The sequence below is a fragment of the Plantibacter sp. CFBP 8804 genome (assembly GCF_014841225.1).
Lineage (GTDB): Bacteria > Actinomycetota > Actinomycetes > Actinomycetales > Microbacteriaceae > Plantibacter > Plantibacter auratus.
This window is the reverse complement of the sequence record NZ_JACYTU010000007.1, coordinates 1-18,216: the sequence shown is the minus strand read 5'-3', so window position 1 is coordinate 18,216 and position 18,216 is coordinate 1. Positions and strand designations below refer to the sequence as shown.

The following is an 18,216-nucleotide window of genomic DNA, read 5'->3' as shown; positions in this document are numbered from 1 at the left end:
GCGCCGAACGGCCGAACGGGAACGACACTCGAAGGAGGGCACGGCGGTCTGACGACCGGTCGACGCAGCCGGCCCGCCTGACATCGGGTGCCACGACGCGCCCAGAGAGGAGATGCTCGTGTTCACCGAGCTCGACGAATTCCTACGCGGCATGGAGTACCCCTGCCGCCCCAGCGACCTGACGCGTGAGGCCCGCCGCGACCTGCTCCCGCCCCACCTGGTCGAGGCGCTCCGCTCACTCCCCGAGCGCAGCTACACCAGCCGCTGGGACGTCCTGCACCGCACCTCGATCGCGGAGGCGCTGCCGATCAGCGTCTGAGCGATCGCGCACCACCGCTGAGCGGCACCGGCATCGCGCCGATGCCGCTTCTGCGTGTCAGGTCCGGTGACTCGCGCCGGTTCGCAACCCCCTCGGGGAACGTGGTGCTTCCACAGGACCGGGCCTACGGTGGAAACCGGAGAGCGGAGCAGGAGAACCCATGGGCAAGATGATCTACGACGCAGACGTGTCGGTGACGTTCGACGACCGGGTCCTCGCCCACCTGCAACAGGTCATCGGCGCGAAGTTGCGTCGCGGCGAAGCGTTCTACTTCGGGTGGAAGGACGACCCTCGGTCAGGCGACGGCCGGACGACGATCTGGCTGCACCCGGCGATGTCCCTCCGGTTCAAGTACGCGGGCAGCGTCCCGGTCGAACTCAATCGCGCCTGGCTCGATGCGCTCGCGATCAGCGCCGATTCGAACCAGGGCCTCGTCCTCGTGCCGGAGCCGGGTCCGCGCAGCTGAACCTCGCGGTCTCGCGAACCTCGCGGCGTGACCACGGCCCGAACTGCCCTCACATCGAGCGTTCGTCGAACTCCAAATCGTCGACGTCGGTGAGTTCGGTCGCCCACTCCGGTCGTGCCGGCTGGAGCGCCGCGGTCCGCCGTTCGAGCTCGGCGATGATCTCGTCGTCCAAGGGCTCCTTCGAGGCGTTCTCCACGGGGGTCGAGAACAGCTGGCTCGCGGGTCCGACGAGGAGGTGGGCGTACCCGAGGCTGCCGCCGTCGGAGATGGTCGGCACCACCGCGATGTCGGACTCGCCGGTCTGGGCGAGGGCGCGCGCATACCGGAGGAGCGCCTTGCAGGTCTGGTCGGCCATCAGCAGGTACCCGCCGGCGTAGTGCAACTTCCTCATACGACCATTCTGGGAACCGAAGCGGCCGGACCGGCAGACCTTGCATCCGCAACCCGGAGGGTATACCGGAGGCACCACGCGCCCGTGCGCTATCGTCTGGGCATGACCGACAGCGACCAGACTCCCACCACGCACGACGAGAACCGCCACGACCAGCTGACGACCGCCCCGAACGCGACCGAAGCCGACGCGGCTCCCCGCATCGACGTCACCGACCAGGGCGACGGCGTGACCCGGATCGACATCCGCGACGACGCGGCCGTGCGGCCGGGCGCGGACCCCGAGGAGACCGAGCAGGGCNAGCGAGCGTCCGTGTCCGGCTGCTCGAGCACGTCCGGCTCGTCCGCCGTGTCCTCATCCGTCGACTCGTCCGGGATCTCGGTGGGCGGCGTGCCGACCACCATGTCCGGGTCGGTACCCAATGCGTCTACTCCGGTGAAGTCGCTCATGTCGCTCCTGCTTCCTGTGGTGGTGGTTTCGATGTGGTACTGGTGTCGGTCTGCTGCTGGTCAGGCGACGACGACGTGCAATCCGCCCGTGATCTCGATCTCCTCGAGCATCTCGGCGGCCATGCGCTCGTCGATCGGTGGCTCGAACTCCGCGTCGAACGCGAAGACGATCGGCTGCTCGGGCGACACGGTGACCGGCTCGGACGATTGGAAGCGCCCACGGTGGAGCTGCAGTCGGAACGAGCGCTCGCCGAGCATGCGGGTGAGGATCACGCGTTCCAGTTGGGCGAGCGTCTGGTCGTCGACCTGTGAGCGGAGCGCGCCGAGGCGGAGGAATCCCATCGTCAGCCCCTTTCTCAGGTGTGCCACGCTAGCGCGCAGAGATGGGGGCGCCCGGGCCATTGCGCGGATGGCTCGAGCAGCGGACAATGCGCGTCGGCGAACAGTCACCGCCTTGTGGATAATCGGGCGCGCGCCAAGAATGTCTCGTATCCTGAGAGAGCGCTTCACCGGCCCGGACCCCGTCGGGATGCGCACAGCAGTCGGCCGCTCGCGTCGTCGGCCATCGCAGGGGTCGGAAGTCGAGGGATCCCATGGGACAACTGGTCTACGGCACCGGCGATGCACGCGTTCGGCTCGACGATCGAACGCTCGCCCATGTCAAGACGATCGCGCTCATGAAGCTCAGGCGGAACGAGTCGTTCGCGCTCACGATCCGACAAGACTCCACCAGCGACGGACGCACGACGCTCTGGCTGCACCCGGCGATCGCCCTGCAGTTCTCCTTCGACTCCGACGAGGTCGGCGAAATGGACCGCGCACTGCTCGAAGGCTTCATGCACGAGGCGAACACTGGCGAGGTCGTCGTGCACGCGACGACCGGCGACGACGCGACCGCCCAGGCGAAGTAGCCCGGGCGATCGCGCCGCCTGTTCAGCTGTCGCGGAGCATCGCGATGAGTTCGCTCTTCCGCTTGCCGGAGTAGCCGGTCAGGCCGATCTCCTTTGCGCGCTCACGGAGCTGCGCGACCGTCCAGTCCTCGTAGGACCCGGCCTCGCCGCCCTTCTCCCCGATCGTCGAGCGCCCCTCCTTCGCGGCGGCGTTCGAGATCCGAGCAGCCTTGCCCTTCGACGCGCCGTCGTCACGGAGCTTCTCGTAGAGCTCGGGATCCTTCAGTGACGGGTTCTGCTTCCCGGGCATGTCGTCCTCCCTCATCGTCCGGTGGTCGGCCGATCGGCCTGCCACCAGCCTCTCGCTGCCCGACGGATCGGTGGAGGGGCTGGTGTCAGGGACACGGACGCGCTAGTTCAGGAACCAGTCCCGTGGGTGCTGGTCCGCGGTCGGCGGCGTGCGCTCGATCGTCGGGCGCGCCCACTCGGCCGCGTTCGCCAGCACTCGACGGATGTCGGGGTGGTGGTAGACCGGGTACTCCTGGTCGCCCGGCGAGAAGTAGAACACGCGCCCGCGACCGCGGTGGTACGCGACACCGGACCGGAAGACCTCGCCGCCGGCGAAGGTGGAGAGGAACACCTCCTCGTCGGGGCGCGGGATGTCGAACTGCTCGCCATACATCTCCTGGCGGTCGATGACGATCGGGTGCGGGACACCCTGCGCGATGGGGTGGTCCAGGAGCACTGTCCAGACGAGCTCCCGCTCGCCGTCGTTCCGCCACTTGAGGGCGCAGCTCGTGCCCATCAGCCGCTGGAAGACCCGCGAGTAGTGCCCGGAGTGCAGCACGACGATGCCCATACCGGCGTGGACGTGGCGCACGACCCGCTCGACGACCTCGTCGGAGACCTGGTCGTGGGCGATGTGCCCCCACCAGAAGAGGACGTCGGTGTTCGCGAGGACCTCCTCGGTGAGACCGTGCTCGGGATCCTGGAGGGTCGCGGTCGAGACGGACACGGCGTCGCCGAGCGACTCCTCGAGGCCCGCCGCGATCACGGCGTGGATGCCGTCGGGGTAGTGGCCGAGCACCACGGCGTCACCGCGGGACTCGTGGACGAACTCGTTCCAGACGCGGATGCGGATCGGTGTCGTGGTGCTCATGCGGGGACCTCCAGTTCGTGCCCGGCGGCGGCCGAGGCGTAGGCGGCGTCGATGACGCGGCTGCGGTGCAGTGCGTACTCGCCGTGGTGACCGGCGAACCGGAGTTCACCGCCGGCGGTCTCGCCCGCGCGGATGGTGTCGAGGAACTCCGCGATGACCGACTGATGGTGGCCGGCCGGGACCTGGACCGCGGGACGTTCGATCGTCGGCGCACCGGCGACGTCGCGGTAGATCGTGACCGTTCCCTCGGTGTTGTAGTTGTCGACGTGGAGGCGGACGCCGCCCTCCGAACCGAGGAGCTCGACCGAGATGTCCTCGTGGGCCTTCGAGTAGGACGCCCACGACGCCTCGAGGTGCAGGCTGCCGCCGTCCTCGAACCGCAGGAGGGCGGACGCGAAGTCTTCGACGTCGAAGGCGTGCGTGGACCGGCTCGAGACCGGACCGCCGCCGGAGGAGCCACCGCGACCGGCGCGGCCGAGCTCGTTGTACGCGACGGCCGAGACGTGCGTCACGCGCGGCTCGCCGAGGAGCGACAGCGCGATGTCGAGCACGTGGGAGCCGAGGTCGATGAGCGGCCCGCCACCGGCCGCGGCCTTGTTCGTGAACCAGGAGTCGATGCCGGGCACACCCTGGCGACGGAGCCAGGAGGCGCGCGAGTGGTAGACGCGACCGATCGGCTCCTCGGCGAGGTAGCGCGCGAGGTAGGCGACGTCGGCACGACGGCGGTGGTTGTACGCGACCTCGAGGACGCGGTCGGCGGCCGTCGCGGCCTCAACCATCTCGGCGGCGAGGTCGGCGGTCGTGGCGAGCGGCTTCTCGCAGAAGACGTGCTTGCCGCTGCGGAGCGCGGCCACGGCGATCGGGTGGTGCAGGGCGTTCGGCACACCGATCGAGACGATGTCGAGGTCGTCGCGGGCGACGAGGTCCTCCCAGTCGGCGTAGGTCTCGGGGACCCCGCGGCTGTCTGCAAGCTCGGCGAGGCGCGCCGGTTCCTGGCCGGACAGGGCGACGACGGTGGCACCGGGGAGCGCGGTGAAGGCGTCCAGGTGCGTGGTCCCGGCGAAGCCGAGGCCGATGACGCCGACCCGGAGGTCCGGAGCGTCTGATGATGTCGGGGCGGTACTGGTGCTCATGCTCGGACGGTTCCTTTCGGGGTGCGGAGCCGAGCACTGTCGTGACCGGCGGTGGTCGACCTTCGCCACTAAATATAGCGGCCATATCTAGTAATGCAACCCTGCTACAGTCACCCCATGGCGGAACCGGGGATCGAGACGGGCAGGGCGAGCGTCGAACTCGTCGCCGCCTACGCCTTCGACCACGGTGCGTTCACGGCGAGCGACGTCATGGACGGGACCGGCCTGACCCGCGCGACCGTGCTGAACGCCTGCGACGCCCTCGCCGACCGCGGCTGGATCCGGGAGCTCGACGACGCCCGGGCCGCCGGCGACTACCGGCGGGGACGACCCGCCAGGCGCTACGAACTCGCCGCGGACACCGCGTTCGTGGTCGGACTCGACGTGGGGCAGCACCGGGTCGCGGCGCTCGTCGCGACCCTCCGCGGCGAGGTCGTCGGCCGCGCCGAACGCCCCATCGTGGGCGGGGACGAAGACCCCGACCTCCGCCTCGCGACCGCACGGACCGTCGTCGAGGAGGCGACCGCGCAGGCCGGCGCGACCCCGGGGCAGGTGCTCGTGACGGCCGTCGGCGTCCCGGCCCCTGTCGACGCGCACGGCCGCTCCCCGCGCGGCGATCACGACTACTGGGCCCGGATGAACCCCGACTTCGCGAGCCGCCTCGGCCCCTGGGGCGACGTCGTGCTCGAGAACGACGCCAACCTCGCAGCCACGGCCGAGCGCGCCCTCGGAGAAGTGGCGCGCGAGTCCATCGCCGTCCTCCTGGCCGAGGCGAGCTTCGGCGCGGGACTCATCGTGGACGGCGTGCTGCTGCACGGCGGGGCCGGCGGTGCGGGCGAACTCCGCGTGCTCGGCATGGTCGAGGGCGTCGGTTCACCGGAAGGCCTCGATGGCGCGGCACGGTCATGGCTGGAGGAGGATCAGCGCTCTGGCGCTGTGCCGGCGGCCTCCCCGCTCGCCCGGATGCCGATCGGCACCCTCGACGTCAGCCGCATCATCGACGCCGCCGCCTCGGGCGACGCCTATGCCGGCAAGCTCGTCGAACGTCTCGGGGAGCGCCTCGGGCGGGTGTGCGTCCTGCTCGGCAGCCTGCTCGACGTGGACGAGGTCGTCGTCGCCGGTGGCGTGGCCCGCGTCGCCTCCCCCGTCATCGCCGCGGCGCAGACCTGGCTCGACGAGGGGACCTACGCCCCGACGCCGATCGTGCGGGCCTCGCGACTCGGCGCGGACGTCGTCGCCCTCGGTGCGATCACCCGGGCCGTCGCGACGATCCGCTCCCAGCCGTGGCGCTTCGCTACCGCGATCCCGCGCTGAGCGGCCTACACACGGTGCAGGGCGGCCCGGGCACAGCGCAGGGCCCCACCTTCCGCCAAGATCGGTGGGGCCCTGTGAGCGGTGTCACCGCAGTGCGAACGGTCGTTCCGGCCGTACTCGTTCAGAGCGTTCGCAGGGGACGGGCGACGCTGAGCGGGCCCGTGTGCTTCAAGATTCGCAGCAGAAACGCGTTCATCCAGCCCCAAACAGTTGTTAAGAATGGTTGTTCTTATCGATTGCTGAAGTTCTGCGCGAGCGCGGCTACTGCACCGACCATCCGCCGTCGGACGGCAGGATGACGCCGTTGACGTTGACGCCGTCGTCGCTCAGCAGGAAGGTGATGGACGCCGCGAGCTGCTCCGCGGTCGCGATCGTCGGGATCGCCGCCTGGAACGGTCCGAGCCGCGCCGAGCCGGCCTCGGAGACGTTCGGCGGGAAGGGGATCCCCGTGGCGACACCGCCCGGAGCGACCGCGTTGACCCGGACGCCGTGCGGTCCGTACATGAAGGCGGCGCTCTTGGTCATGCCGACGACCGCGTGCTTCGAGGTCGTGTAGGCGTTCCCCGAGGCGTTGCCACGAAGCCCGGCCTCGGACGCGATGTTGACGACCGAACCGGATCCGGCCGCGACCATCGACGGCAGCACGGCCCGGGTCAGCTTGAAGGCGCCGGTGACGTTCACGCCCATCACCCGCTCCCAGGTCGCGTCGGAGGTCTCGTGGAGCGGGGAGAAGTCGTCGTTGATGCCGGCGACGTTGGCCAGCGCGTCGATCCGTTCCCCCGCCGCGGCGACGATCGCGGCGATGTCGTCCTGCTTCGTGATGTCGCCGGCGACCGTCACGAGGTCGGCGTCCGGCAGGCTCGAGGCGAGGTCGGCGAGCTTGTCCTCGAAGAGGTCCACGGCCACGACCCGGCCGCCCTCGCGCGCGACGCGGGATGCCGTGGCACGGCCGATGCCGGAAGCGGCCCCGGTGACGATCACGGTCTTGCCGGCGAACCGACCGACGGTGATGCGCTCCTGCCACCCCTGAGGCGCTTCGTCGACGGGTGCGACGCCGTCGTTCGCGGCGAGCACGAGCTCGTCGATGAGCGACTGGGGCAGCTTGCCCTGACTCAGGGCGACGAGCTGCTGGAGTGGGAGGCCCGAGATCGGGGCGAGCTGCGACTCCTCGGTGCCCAGCTGGGTGAGGAGGCCGCGGATGAGCGGACCGCCGGTGGGGTCGGCGAGCCATGCGGCGATCGGGGTGTTGGCGGTGAGGGCGCTCATAGGGTTCCTTTGTTCTCGGGAGGGCGATGAGCAGCGGGATCGCATGGGCCTCGATCCATACCGGACATCATTGTCCGGTACACGTTACGCCGTCCATGGCACGGCCGCCAGCCCTCACGGTCGGCTCCCAGCCGGGTCCACCGAACCGGTCGCGCGGCGTTACGCTACCGGGATGTCGTCCACGCCCCCGAAGCCGAACCGAGGCCCGAGCGCGGGACCCGAGAACCGCCGAGCGCTCGTCGCCGCAGCGCGTCAGGTGTTCGCCGCGGACGGCTTCAGTGCTCCCCTCAGCGCGGTCGCGAAGCGGGCGGGCGTCGGGCAGGGCAGCCTGTACCGGCACTTCCCCGACCGACTCTCCCTCGCGCTCGCAGTGCTCGACGAGAACGTCGGCGAGCTGGAGGAGCACACCGGGCGACCCGATGCCACCCTCGACACCCTGCTCGACGTCGTGATCGACCAGGCCCTCGTCACCTCGCCCTTCGTCGAGGCGATCCTGGGCGAGGGCGACGACCCGCGCGTCATCGAGCTCGGCACCCGCCTCGACCGCCTCGCGCACGCCCTGCATGCGAAGGAACTGGCTGCCCACCGCATCGCCGACCACGTCGAGCCCGACGACATCCTCATGGCGATCTCGATGGTGGGGGCTACCCTCACCCGCATCCCCGATTCCCATCGAGCCGACACCGCGGCGCGCGCGAAGGCGATGTTCCGCCGCTCGTTCGGCCGATGAACCGGGGCGGGACGATCGACGCGACTGGGTCGGTGGCACAGGACACCTGCGAACCGTGTGCCGACAGCCCATTGAGGCGTGCGTGGGACGACCGTAGGGTCGGAGGGACAGAGAAGGGGTCCGCCATGCAGGTCAGCGCGTTCGCGTCGATCGACGTCGACACCATCCGTCGGTCCCTCGGCGAACCGGATCCCGCGGCGACGGCCAAGATCATGGACGAGCTCGACGAGAACTGCCTCGCCTTCCTCGCTCACTCGCCGTTCTGCACCATCGCGACGTCCGACGCCGACGGCCGGTGCGACAACTCCCCGCGCGGGGACTACCCGGGGTTCGTCCGGGCGCTCGACACCCGCACGCTCGTGATCCCGGAGCGCCTCGGCAACCGGCTGGCCGACTCCCTGCAGAACATCGTCCAGAACGGCCACATCGGCATGCTGTGCTTCGTCCCCGGCATGAGCGAGACCCTCCGGATCAACGGCAGGGCCACCGTCACCGACGACCCGGCGCTCATGGCGATGCTCGAGCAGGACCACGTGACGCCGCAGCTCGCGATCGTCGTGCGCACCGAGGAGGTCTACCTGCACTGCGGGCGGGCACTCCTCCGCGGCGGGCTGTGGGACGCCGAGATGCAGGAGCTCGCGGCCGAGGTGCCGAGTGCGGGCCGGATCTGGGCGAGCATGTCGGGCCTCAGCACCGAGGTCGGCGACGCCATCGACGAGGCGGTCGCCGTCGGGAACCAGAGCCTGTACTGATGCGCAATCGCGCGGGCATGACCCCGCTCATCGTTCAGGACATCGTGCGCGAGACACCGACGATCGTCAGCATCGTGCTCGCCGATCCGGAAGGTCGCCGGCTCCCGCCGTGGGACCCCGGAGCGCACATCGACCTGCAGCTCATCACCCGCCACGAACGGCAGTACTCGCTCTGCGGTGATCCGGCGGACGAGTTCCGGTACCGGATCGCCGTCCTGCGGGAGGAGCACTCGCGGGGTGCCTCGCACTACATCCACAACTTCCTCAAGGTCGGTCGGAAGGTGTTCGTCCGGCCACCCAGGAACCTGTTCCCGCTCTCGGACGCGAAGCGGCACCTGCTGCTCGCTGCCGGCATCGGGATCACGCCGCTGCTCTCGATGGCTCGGCGGTTGGCCGCGGGCGACGCCGACTGGACGCTCGTCTACGCGGTGCGCACGCGGGAGGACATCGCGTTCGCGCCGGAACTCGAAGCCCTGGGCGACCACGTGCGGATCCACGTCAGCGCGGAGAGCGGCCGGCTCGACCTGGCCGGCCTCCTCGCTGGACTCGAGCCGGGCACCGACGTGTCGGCCTGCGGGCCGCGCGGGTTCACGGACACCCTCACGAACCTGGCCGAGACGCTGCCCGAGGACTGCCGGTTGCACCTCGAGCGGTTCGAGCCGAAGCCCCGCTCCTACCTGCCGAACACGGCGTTCACCGTAGAGTGCGCGAGGTCGGAGCGGACCGTCGAGGTTCCGGCCGGACAGACGATGCTGCAGGCGATGCAGGCCGCGCGGGTCGGTGTCGCCGGGTCGTGCATGCGCGGCGTCTGCGGCTCCTGTGCCGTGCAGGTGGTGGACGGGACGCCGGAGCATCGCGACTCCCTGACGACCGACGACGCGTCGATGATCATGTACCCGTGTGTGTCGCGGTCACTGACGCCGACGCTCGTGATCGACGCGTAGGCGGCGCAGCGCGCCCCCGGCCCCCGAGCACCCCACCCTGGTCCCTGAGCACCCCATCCCGGTCCCTGAGCACCCCATCCCGGTCCCTGAGCCTGTCGAAGGGCGACGTACCCCCGTGAGCACTTCGACAAGCTCAGTGACCGGAGGAAGACACGACGACCAACAGCGGATCCGGTCCCAAACCGGACAACCCACCCCGATCCCTGAGCACCCCACCCTGGTCCCTGAGCCCGTCGAAGGGCAGTGCACCCCGTGGGCACTTCGACAAGCTCAGTGACCGGGTAAAGGCGCAGCGGCCACAAGAGGGGAGCCGGTCCCTGAGCCTGTCGAAGGGCGACGTACCCCGTGGGCACTTCGACAAGCTCAGTGACCGGAGAAAGGAACCCCGGACCAGGAGGTCCCAGCCCCAAACCGGAACACCTACCCCGGTCCCTGAGCCTGTCGAAGGGCGACGTCATCCGTGAGCACTTCGACAAGCTCAGTGACCGATGGAATAGGGCTCAGTGACCGGAGGACGGCACCCCGGTAGTCAGGGACGCCAGGTGGCGTCTGCCGAGGCCAGGACCGTGCCGTCGGCGGCACGCACGACGACCGAGGTGCCCTCCGGGCCGTCCGTCCCCGCGATGCGGAACGCCGTGTCGACGAGCACCGGCGCCTTCGCCCGGAAGCGGACCGACGCGAGCCGACGACCACCGGCGTTCGCCGTGAGGGCGTCGAGCACCAGGATGCGGGTGAGCGGGCCGTGCACGAGGAGGTCATCGAGCCCCTCGACCTCACGCGCCCACTGGCGGTCGTAGTGGATGCGGTGCGTGTTGCCCGTCACGGCCGAGAAGCGGAACAGCTGGCGGGAGTCGAGCGAGCGGGTCACGGTCCAGTCGGCTCCGGCGTCGAGATCGAGCGCATCCTCGGCGGCCACCTCGGGTGCCGCCGTCCGCGGCGAGGGCACCGCGGGCTGCGCCTCGAGGAACACGTCGTGCCAGGTGCTACGGACGGCGACCTCGCCGTCGACGAGGTACTCACGCACGAGGTCGGCGAAGACCAGGCGGCCGGCCCGCCCCTGCTTCTCGACGAGCGAACCGAGGCTCGTGCGCTGCGTCACCATGTCGCCGTAGCGGAGAGGCGACAGGAACTCGGTGTCCTCCCCCGCGTACATGCGGCGCGGGAGGTCGATGACCGGCAGCACGCCGTCCTCCGCGGGTGAGCCGTCCTCGCGGAGCTGCGCGAACGGCGTCTCGAACGGGAAGTGGACGCCTTCCCAACCGGCGGGGAGCTCCTCGCCGAGGACCGGTTCCGGTGCCGCGATCGCGAAGGTGCTCCGGTACCAGGAGGCGGGACGGAGATCGAGCTGCTCTGTCCGGTCCACGGCTTCCACTCAGATCACCCCGTCGGAACGCAACGCGGCGATGCGGTCGGCAGGCTGCTCTGTCCGCTCCACGGCTCCCACTCAGATCACCCCGTCGGAACGCAGCGCGGCGATGCGGTCGGCGTCGTACCCGGCGAGCGCCGTGAGCACGTCGTCCGCGTGTTCGCCCATGTGGTTCGCGGGGCGGTCGGTGGTCGCGGGGGTCGCGCTCAGTTTGATCGGTTGGCCGAAGGAGCGGAGGGTGCCGAAGGAACCGTAGTCGGTCTCGACGACCATGTCGCGTTCGGTGGTCCCGGGGTCGTCGACGACCTCGCCGATGGTCTTCACGGCGGTGAGCGGGACGACGTCGCCGGCCAGTTCCTCGAGCTCGGCGCGGGTGCGGTCTGCGAACCAGGAGACGACGAGCGGCTTGACGCGTCGGGCGTAGACCTCCTCGTCGAAGCGCTTGCGCATGGTGTCGATCTCGGGGTCGGCGATCGCCTCGGGCGTGCCGAACAGCTCGCAGCTCGCCTTCCAGAGCTTGTCGGTGTACGCGCCGAAGAACACCTGACCGTCGGCGCAGGGGAACAGCTCGTAGGGCCGGACCCAGGCGTGTTCGTTGCCGGAGGGCGAGGCGACGGTGCCGTCGACGGTGTAGTCGACGACCGCGGTCTCGGTCATTGCGATGATGCTGTCGACCTGGGCGACGTCGACGAGCTGCCCCACACCGGTGCGCTCGGCGTGCCGGAGGGCGGCGAGGGTGCCGATGACGCCGAACATCGTCGCGGAGAGGTCGCCGATCGTGACGCCGACGCGCACGGGCGGCTGGTCCGCGTAACCGTTCATGGACCAGAGCCCGCCGGCGGCCTGTGCTGTGTTGTCGAACGCCGGACGGCGGCTCCGGGAGCCCGTCTGTCCGTAGCCGGAGATCGCGGTGTACACGAGCTTCGGGTTGATGGCGGCGAGCGCCTCATACGGCAGGCCGAGCTTCGCCATCGTCCCTGGTCGGAAGTTCTCGACGAGGATGTCGGCGCTCGCGACGAGGTCGCGCAGCACCTCCTTGCCGGCCTCGCTCGCGAGGTCGAGCGCGAGGCCGAACTTGCCGCGGTTGTACTGCCCGTAGTAGCCGCTGAACTCCTCGTCGCCGTCACGCAGGTAGGGCGGGAAGCCCCGGGAGACGTCGGGGTCGTTCGGGTTCTCGATCTTGATGACGGTCGCGCCGAGGTCGGCGAGCATCGACGCCGCGTAGGGGCCGGCGAGGACGCGGGAGAGGTCGAGGACCACCACGCCCTCGAGCGAGCCGGGCGGGACGGCGAGTCGTTCCGTGGCCGCGAGGACCGCTTCGGTGTCGGCTCCGGTCGACGGCTGGTGCTCGGTCATGCGTGTCCTCCTGATCGCCGTACTCCGTACCGGTCAACGGTATCGGGCGGTGGAGGCCTCACCCATGTGCGAACCCCACACCTCCAGCGCCGATCCATGGACCGCCCGTCCGTCACCGACGACGACGGGTGTGCATCATGACGGGGATAGGTGAGGCTAGGCTAACTCCATGCGCAGCGCGACCCTCCTCCGATCGAGACGTGCGCTCGCCGTCGGCACGCTGGCCGCCGCGCTCCTCGTCGTCGCCCTCGCGAGTCTGATGCTCGGGAGCAACCTCATCAGTCCCGTGGCCGTCCTCACCGCCCTGTTCGACCCCGCCCAGGACACCGGCGCCGTCGTCTGGGGGTCGCGGGTGCCGCGCACGGTGCTCGGCGTCCTCGTCGGCGTCTGCCTCGGGATCGCCGGTGCCGTCATGCAAGGACAGACCCGCAACCCGCTCGCCGACCCCGGCCTGTTCGGTGTCTCCGCCGGCGCGAGTCTCGCGGTCGTCGTCGGGGTCTACGTGCTCGGCACGAGCTCGGTGGTCACGACCCTCTGGCTCGCCCTGCTCGGCGCCACCGTCGCCAGTGTCGTCGTGTTCTCCGTCGCCGCACTCGGTCGCGGCCTGTCGAGTCCCGTCCCGCTCGCGATCGCCGGCACCGCCGTCTCGGCCCTCCTCGTCGCCCTGACCTCGTACCTCGTCCTCTCCGACGAGACGACCCTCGCCGCCTATCGCATCTGGGTGGTCGGTTCGCTGTCCGGTCGATCGCTCACGGGCGTCGACGCGGCCCTCGTCTTCGCCGGGCTCGGCCTCGTGTTCGCGGTCGCCAACATCCGCTCGTTGAACGCCCTGGCGCTCGGGACCGAACTCGCGAACGGCCTCGGCGAGAACCTCATCCGCGCGCGACTCGTGGGGCTCGCCGCGATCACCCTGCTCACGGCCGCCGCCGTCGCCCTGACCGGACCCATCGCCTTCGTCGGACTCACCGCGCCGCACATCGCCCGCACCCTCGTGGGCGGGCATCACGGCTGGCTGCTCCCCGCCTCGGGGCTCGTCGGCGGGAGCGTGCTGCTCGCGTGCGACGTGATCGGTCGACTCATCGGTGGCACCGCCGAGGTGCCCGTGGGCGTCGTCCTCACCGTCGCGGGTGGGGTCGCCTTCATCGCCATCGTGCGCCGCGGACGGATGGCGGAGCTGTGAGCGCCGTGCAGGAGGGCAGCCGCTTCTTCGGCCGCCTGTGGCGAGGTCGGGTCGTCGGCGTCACGATCGCCTGCCTCGTCGTCGCGCTGGCGTTCGCCCTGCTCGGGATCGTCGCCGGTTCGTCGTCCCTGACGATCCCCGACGTGATCACCACCCTGCTCGGCGGCGGGACCGGTGGTCAGGAACTCATCGTGTTCGAGCTCCGCCTCCCCCGCGTCGTCGGCGGTCTCCTCGTCGGTGCGTCCCTCGGACTCGCCGGGGCGCTCACCCAGACGTTCGCACGCAACCCGCTCGCCACCCCGGACATCCTCGGTGTCACCTCGGGTGCCGCGCTCGGGGCCGTGGCCGCGATCGTCCTCGTCGGCGGCAGCTACTCCGTCGGGGGCGGCGCGCTCAGTCTCGGCCTGCCCGCCATGGCCGCGATCGGCGCGCTCGTCACCTCTGCCGCCGTCTACGCGCTGTCCTGGCGCGGCGGGGTCGACAGCTTCCGACTCATCCTCATCGGCATCGGTGCCACCGCGACGCTCGGCGGCATCACGAGCTACCTCATCGCCCGGGCGCAGATCACCGAGGCGGCAGCGGCAGCGCAGTGGCTCGTCGGCAGCCTCTCGGGCATCTCCTGGTCGAGCGTGTGGCCGGTGCTCGTCGCGCTGGTGATCCTGACGCCGATCGCGGTCCTGCAGACGAGCAGCCTCGACATCAGCCAGCTCGGCGACGAGTTGTCGACCGGCCTCGGCGTCGCGGTCCAGCGGCATCGGATCGTCGTCATCGCGTGCGCGGTCCTGCTCGTCGCCGCAGCCGTGTCCGCCGCGGGGCCGATCGAGTTCGTCGCCTTCGTCGCACCGCAGATCGCCCGCCGCCTCGCCCGCACCGGTCGCCCGCCCCTGCTCGCCTCCGCGCTGCTCGGCGCCGTCATCGTGACGGGCGGCGACGCACTCGTCCGCGGTGTCCTGCCGGGCGAGATCCCGGTGGGCATCATCACCGCGATCGTCGGCGCGCCCTATCTCATCTGGTTGCTGACGCGCCGCAAGGAACGGGAGACCTCCGCATGACCGACCCCGCCACGACCCCCTCGCTCGTGAAGGAGCGCCCGACGCCCGCCCTCGAGGCTCGGGGCGTCTCCCTGGCCTACGACCAGACGGTGGTCTTCGAGGGGCTCGACCTCCGCATCGAGACAGGCGAGGTCACGACCCTCATCGGCGCCAACGGTTGCGGCAAGTCGACGCTGCTGAAGGCGTTCGGTCGCCTGCTCACCCCGACCGCCGGCACGGTCGAACTCGACGGTCGCGGCGTGCGGTCGATCCCGACCCGCGAGGTCGCGCGCCGCCTGGCGATCCTGCCGCAGAAGCCGCTGACGCCGTCGGCGACGACCGTCCGCGACCTCGTCTCGCGGGGTCGGCACCCGCACCAGAGCCTCCTCAAGCCGTGGACGCCCGCCGACACGATCGCCGTCGACGAGGCCCTCGCCGCCACCGGCCTCGAGACCCTCGCCGACCGCGACACGGCCTCCCTGTCGGGCGGCCAGCTGCAGCGGGCCTGGATCGCCCTGGTCCTCGCGCAGCGGGCCCCCACGATCCTGCTCGACGAGCCGACGACCTTCCTCGACCTCAGCCACCAGCTCGACGTCCTCCGACTCGTGCGGTCGATCAACCGCGAGCGCGGTGCGACGGTCGTCATGGTGTTGCACGACCTCACGCTCGCCGGCCGGTACTCCGACCGGCTCGTCGTCGTGGGCGGCGGCCGGGTCATCGCCGACGGCACGCCGTGGGAGGTCCTCACGCCGGCCGTGCTCCGCGAGGCGTTCGACCTCGACGCGATCGTCATCCCCGACCCGAGCAGCGGTTCGCCACTCATCGTGCCCGTCGACCCCGACGACGCGATCGCCCTCGACGCCGAGTGATCCGGGCGATCGGGCATTCCGATATCGTTTCGTGACTTAGGTTCGGCTACCCTAAGTATCATGACGATCTCTTCACGCCTCCGCCGCGCCGCACTCGTACTCGTGCCGGCGCTCGCCCTGGTCGGCCTCGCCGGCTGCTCCCCCACCGCCGCATCCGACGCCGACAGCAGCGGCGCCTGGAGCTACACCGACGACACCGGCACCACGGTCAAGCTCGACGAGCAGCCGAAGCGTGTCGCGAGCTTCGCCGACTACGCGCTCGGCCTGCACGGCAACGGCATCGACCCCGTCGCGGTCTTCGGTCGCGTCGACGTCGCCACCGACAAGCGGTTCTCGGACTACGACCTCGGCGACACGGCCATCGTCGGCAACAGCTACGGCGAGATCGACCTCGAGGCACTCGCCGAGGCGGCACCCGACCTCATCGTGACCGGGATCTACCCGACCGACCGCGACGGCACGCTCGACCTCAAGGGTCCGTACTACGGTGTCGCCGACGTCGAGCAGCAGGAGCAGCTGGAGAAGATCGCTCCGGTCGTCGCCATCAAGGTCGGCGGCAAGGGTGCCGACGTCATCGCCTCGCTCAACAAGCTGTCCGAGGCGCTCGGAGCCGACGAGGACACCATCGCTGCGGCGAAGGAGAAGTACGACGCCGCTGCAGCAGACCTGACGGCCGCGGCGAAGGAGACCGACCTCGAGGTCACGCAGATGTATGCGGACGCGAGCGGCATCTACGTCGTCAAGCCGCAGGACGAGCCGGAGACCGAGCTGTACAGCGAACTCGGCGTGACGTACACGAACGCGAACCCGGACGGCTACTACTACTGGGACATCTACAGCTGGGAGAACGCGGGCCAGGCGATGACCGGTGACGTCCTGCTCGTCAACGTCGAGGGCTTCCAGCAGAGCGACCTCGAGGCGCAGGCGACCTTCGCCTCGCACCCGGCACTCGTCGCCGGTCAGATCCACTCCTGGAACACCGCCGCCCTCGACTACACGTCGCAGGCGAAGCAGATGGAGACGCTCGCCGGGATCCTCCGCGAGTCGAAGGCGCTGTAGCGAGCACGGGGTGGGGCCAGCCTCGGGCGCCCCACCCCGTGTGCTCCCGACGCACCGGATCGGCTTCGGAGTGTGCCGACCGCACATGGGCTGAGCCTCCAGACGGCCGGTAGCCTCGTCAGGCGTCCCGGCCGTCCGGGTGCGCCCAACACGAAGGAGTGCCATGGCCATCCAGAGCGCGCGCGAGAGCGACCCACGCGGAGCAGACACCACCGCCGTCGGCCAGAGCGACATCGATCGCGACGGCCTCGACTCCCGGGTGCAGCGTCGCCGCGCCATCCTCGCCAGCTCGGTCGGCACCGTCATCGAGTGGTACGACTTCACCCTCTACGGGCTGGCCTCCGCGCTCGTGTTCGCGCCCCTGTTCTTCCCCGGCGCCGGTGACCTCGCCGGCCTGCTCGGCGCGTTCGCCGGCTTCGCGGTCGGCTTCGGTGCCCGCCCGATCGGCGGCCTGATCTTCGCCCACTACGGCGACAAGCTCGGGCGCAAACCGACGTTGCTCATCACGCTCCTCTTCATGGGCGTCGCGACCACCTTCATCGGCCTCCTCCCCACCGCCGACGCCATCGGCATCTGGGCGCCGATCCTGCTCATCGTGCTGCGGATCTTCCAGGGCATGGGCTCGGGCGCCGAATTCGCCGGCGCGATCACGATGGCGAGCGAGTCCGCCGATGTGAAGCACCGCGCGTTCGCCGCGTCGTTCCCCGGCGCCTCCGTCTACGTGGGCATGGCGCTCGCGACCACCGTCTTCGCCGTGGTCAGCACGCTCCCGATCGAGCAGTTCCAGAGCTGGGGTTGGCGGATCCCGTTCCTCGCGAGCGTCGTCATCGTCGCGTTCGCGCTGTACTTCCGTCTGCGGGTCAAGGAGACGAAGGCGTTCGAGAGTGCCGAAGAGCGCGGCGCGGTCACCTCGGCACCACTGGTCGGCGCCATCCGCTCGCACTGGCGGGTGATCCTCTGCGGCATGGGGCTCTTCGCGTTCGCGCTGCCGTGGGTCTACGTCGTGCAGGTGTTCTCGCTGTCCTACGTCACGGGCACCCTGAGCGTGAACCCGACGGAGGCGCTCATCGGCCTCATCGTCGCCGAAGTCCTGACCATCCCGACGGCGCTGCTGTTCGGTCGCCTCGCCGACCGCATCGGTCGGAAGCCCGTCCTCATGGGCGCCGCGATCTTCGGCGTGGTCTACGCGTTCCCGATGTTCCTGCTCTACGACACGGAGCAGTCGGCCCTCGTCGCACTGGGCCTCATCCTGGGCCTCGCCGTCATCCAGGGGGCCACCATCGGCACCTCGGGTGCACTGCTCGCCGAGATCTTCCCGACCTCGATGCGCTGGAGCGGCATCGCACTCTCGCGGGAGATCCCGGCCGCCCTCGTCGGCGGGACGGTCCCGCTGGTCGCGACCGCGCTCGTCGCCGCGAGCGGTGGCGCACCGTGGTTGGTGGCGGCGTACCTGCTGGTGCTCAGCGCGATCGGCATCGTCGGGATCGCGTTCCTCCCGGAGACCCTGCCGCGCAAGCAGCGCGGCTGACCTGTCCCCCCCCC

General features: G+C 70.4%; 20 protein-coding genes. 12 read left to right on the top strand and 8 right to left on the bottom strand.

The features are described from left to right. The first annotated feature begins 118 nt into the window (after positions 1-118). A complete protein-coding gene (locus IFU11_RS13225; RefSeq protein WP_161578564.1) occupies positions 119-319 on the top strand; it encodes a DUF2795 domain-containing protein in 201 nt (66 codons plus the stop codon). A gap of 160 nt (positions 320-479) precedes the next feature. Continuing rightward, complete coding sequence (locus tag IFU11_RS13220; RefSeq protein ID WP_085512066.1) at positions 480-785, top strand: DUF7882 family protein; 306 nt, start codon at positions 480-482, stop codon at positions 783-785. A gap of 49 nt (positions 786-834) precedes the next feature. Here IFU11_RS13220 and IFU11_RS13215 read toward each other — a convergent pair whose 3' ends face one another. Beyond that, on the bottom strand, positions 835-1,176 hold the full coding sequence (locus tag IFU11_RS13215) for a hypothetical protein (protein WP_192019226.1): 342 nt from the start codon (positions 1,174-1,176) through the stop codon (positions 835-837). A gap of 509 nt (positions 1,177-1,685) precedes the next feature. After that, positions 1,686-1,967 (bottom strand): DUF7882 family protein, encoded by a 282-nt coding sequence (locus tag IFU11_RS13205; protein WP_064297054.1) that lies wholly within the window; start codon positions 1,965-1,967, stop codon positions 1,686-1,688. Between the two features lie 251 nt (positions 1,968-2,218). On the opposite strand from IFU11_RS13205, the gene IFU11_RS13200 reads away from it, so the two are divergent. Then, positions 2,219-2,536, top strand: coding sequence for a DUF7882 family protein (locus IFU11_RS13200; RefSeq protein ID WP_124768476.1), 318 nt, complete (start codon positions 2,219-2,221; stop codon positions 2,534-2,536). 22 nt (positions 2,537-2,558) lie between these two features. On the opposite strand, the gene IFU11_RS13195 is transcribed toward IFU11_RS13200, so the two are convergent. The 3 genes from IFU11_RS13195 to IFU11_RS13185 all read right to left on the bottom strand — a co-directional run bounded on the left by IFU11_RS13195 (position 2,559) and on the right by IFU11_RS13185 (position 4,807). Further along, positions 2,559-2,825: a DUF7218 family protein gene (locus IFU11_RS13195; protein WP_192019224.1), complete on the bottom strand. Its 267-nt coding sequence runs from the start codon at positions 2,823-2,825 to the stop codon at positions 2,559-2,561. A gap of 102 nt (positions 2,826-2,927) precedes the next feature. Beyond that, complete coding sequence (locus tag IFU11_RS13190; protein WP_192019223.1) at positions 2,928-3,674, bottom strand: ThuA domain-containing protein; 747 nt, start codon at positions 3,672-3,674, stop codon at positions 2,928-2,930. Further along, positions 3,671-4,807: a Gfo/Idh/MocA family protein gene (locus IFU11_RS13185; protein WP_192019222.1), complete on the bottom strand. Its 1,137-nt coding sequence runs from the start codon at positions 4,805-4,807 to the stop codon at positions 3,671-3,673. The genes IFU11_RS13190 and IFU11_RS13185 overlap by 4 nt, the downstream gene beginning before the upstream one ends. A gap of 117 nt (positions 4,808-4,924) precedes the next feature. Between IFU11_RS13185 and IFU11_RS13180 the strand changes: the two genes are divergently transcribed. Then, positions 4,925-6,121 carry an ROK family transcriptional regulator gene (locus IFU11_RS13180; protein ID WP_192019221.1) on the top strand — a complete coding sequence of 399 codons (1,197 nt, stop codon included), beginning with the start codon at positions 4,925-4,927 and terminating at the stop codon, positions 6,119-6,121. A gap of 261 nt (positions 6,122-6,382) precedes the next feature. On the opposite strand, the gene IFU11_RS13175 is transcribed toward IFU11_RS13180, so the two are convergent. Beyond that, on the bottom strand, positions 6,383-7,387 hold the full coding sequence (locus IFU11_RS13175) for an SDR family NAD(P)-dependent oxidoreductase (protein ID WP_192019220.1): 1,005 nt from the start codon (positions 7,385-7,387) through the stop codon (positions 6,383-6,385). A gap of 172 nt (positions 7,388-7,559) precedes the next feature. Here IFU11_RS13175 and IFU11_RS13170 point away from each other — a divergent pair, with 172 nt between their 5' ends. The 3 genes from IFU11_RS13170 to IFU11_RS13160 all read left to right on the top strand — a co-directional run bounded on the left by IFU11_RS13170 (position 7,560) and on the right by IFU11_RS13160 (position 9,813). Beyond that, on the top strand, positions 7,560-8,117 hold the full coding sequence (locus IFU11_RS13170) for a TetR/AcrR family transcriptional regulator (RefSeq protein ID WP_138946160.1): 558 nt from the start codon (positions 7,560-7,562) through the stop codon (positions 8,115-8,117). 125 nt (positions 8,118-8,242) lie between these two features. Next, positions 8,243-8,869, top strand: coding sequence for an MSMEG_1061 family FMN-dependent PPOX-type flavoprotein (locus IFU11_RS13165; protein ID WP_192019219.1), 627 nt, complete (start codon positions 8,243-8,245; stop codon positions 8,867-8,869). Continuing rightward, the gene (locus tag IFU11_RS13160) at positions 8,869-9,813 is read left to right on the top strand and encodes a PDR/VanB family oxidoreductase (RefSeq protein ID WP_199862297.1); all 945 of its coding nucleotides are present in this window, start codon (positions 8,869-8,871) and stop codon (positions 9,811-9,813) included. The genes IFU11_RS13165 and IFU11_RS13160 overlap by 1 nt, the downstream gene beginning before the upstream one ends. A gap of 529 nt (positions 9,814-10,342) precedes the next feature. Here IFU11_RS13160 and IFU11_RS20555 read toward each other — a convergent pair. Further along, complete coding sequence (locus tag IFU11_RS20555; protein WP_198425029.1) at positions 10,343-11,176, bottom strand: FAS1-like dehydratase domain-containing protein; 834 nt, start codon at positions 11,174-11,176, stop codon at positions 10,343-10,345. 81 nt (positions 11,177-11,257) lie between these two features. Beyond that, positions 11,258-12,535 carry a CaiB/BaiF CoA transferase family protein gene (locus IFU11_RS13150; RefSeq protein ID WP_192019218.1) on the bottom strand — a complete coding sequence of 426 codons (1,278 nt, stop codon included), beginning with the start codon at positions 12,533-12,535 and terminating at the stop codon, positions 11,258-11,260. Between the two features lie 169 nt (positions 12,536-12,704). On the opposite strand from IFU11_RS13150, the gene IFU11_RS13145 reads away from it, so the two are divergent. The 5 genes from IFU11_RS13145 (at position 12,705) to IFU11_RS13125 (ending at position 18,202) form a co-directional block, all read left to right on the top strand. Next, positions 12,705-13,715, top strand: coding sequence for a FecCD family ABC transporter permease (locus tag IFU11_RS13145; RefSeq protein WP_191940313.1), 1,011 nt, complete (start codon positions 12,705-12,707; stop codon positions 13,713-13,715). After that, on the top strand, positions 13,712-14,767 hold the full coding sequence (locus IFU11_RS13140; protein WP_371742783.1) for a FecCD family ABC transporter permease: 1,056 nt from the start codon (positions 13,712-13,714) through the stop codon (positions 14,765-14,767). The genes IFU11_RS13145 and IFU11_RS13140 overlap by 4 nt, the downstream gene beginning before the upstream one ends. After that, the gene (locus IFU11_RS13135; RefSeq protein WP_085512078.1) at positions 14,764-15,615 is read left to right on the top strand and encodes an ABC transporter ATP-binding protein; all 852 of its coding nucleotides are present in this window, start codon (positions 14,764-14,766) and stop codon (positions 15,613-15,615) included. Before IFU11_RS13140 ends, IFU11_RS13135 begins: the two co-directional genes overlap by 4 nt. A 60-nt stretch (positions 15,616-15,675) precedes the next feature. Beyond that, the gene (locus IFU11_RS13130; protein ID WP_138946154.1) at positions 15,676-16,674 is read left to right on the top strand and encodes an ABC transporter substrate-binding protein; all 999 of its coding nucleotides are present in this window, start codon (positions 15,676-15,678) and stop codon (positions 16,672-16,674) included. 163 nt (positions 16,675-16,837) lie between these two features. After that, a complete protein-coding gene (locus tag IFU11_RS13125; protein ID WP_191940312.1) occupies positions 16,838-18,202 on the top strand; it encodes an MFS transporter in 1,365 nt (454 codons plus the stop codon). The last annotated feature ends 14 nt before the right edge of the window (positions 18,203-18,216 follow it).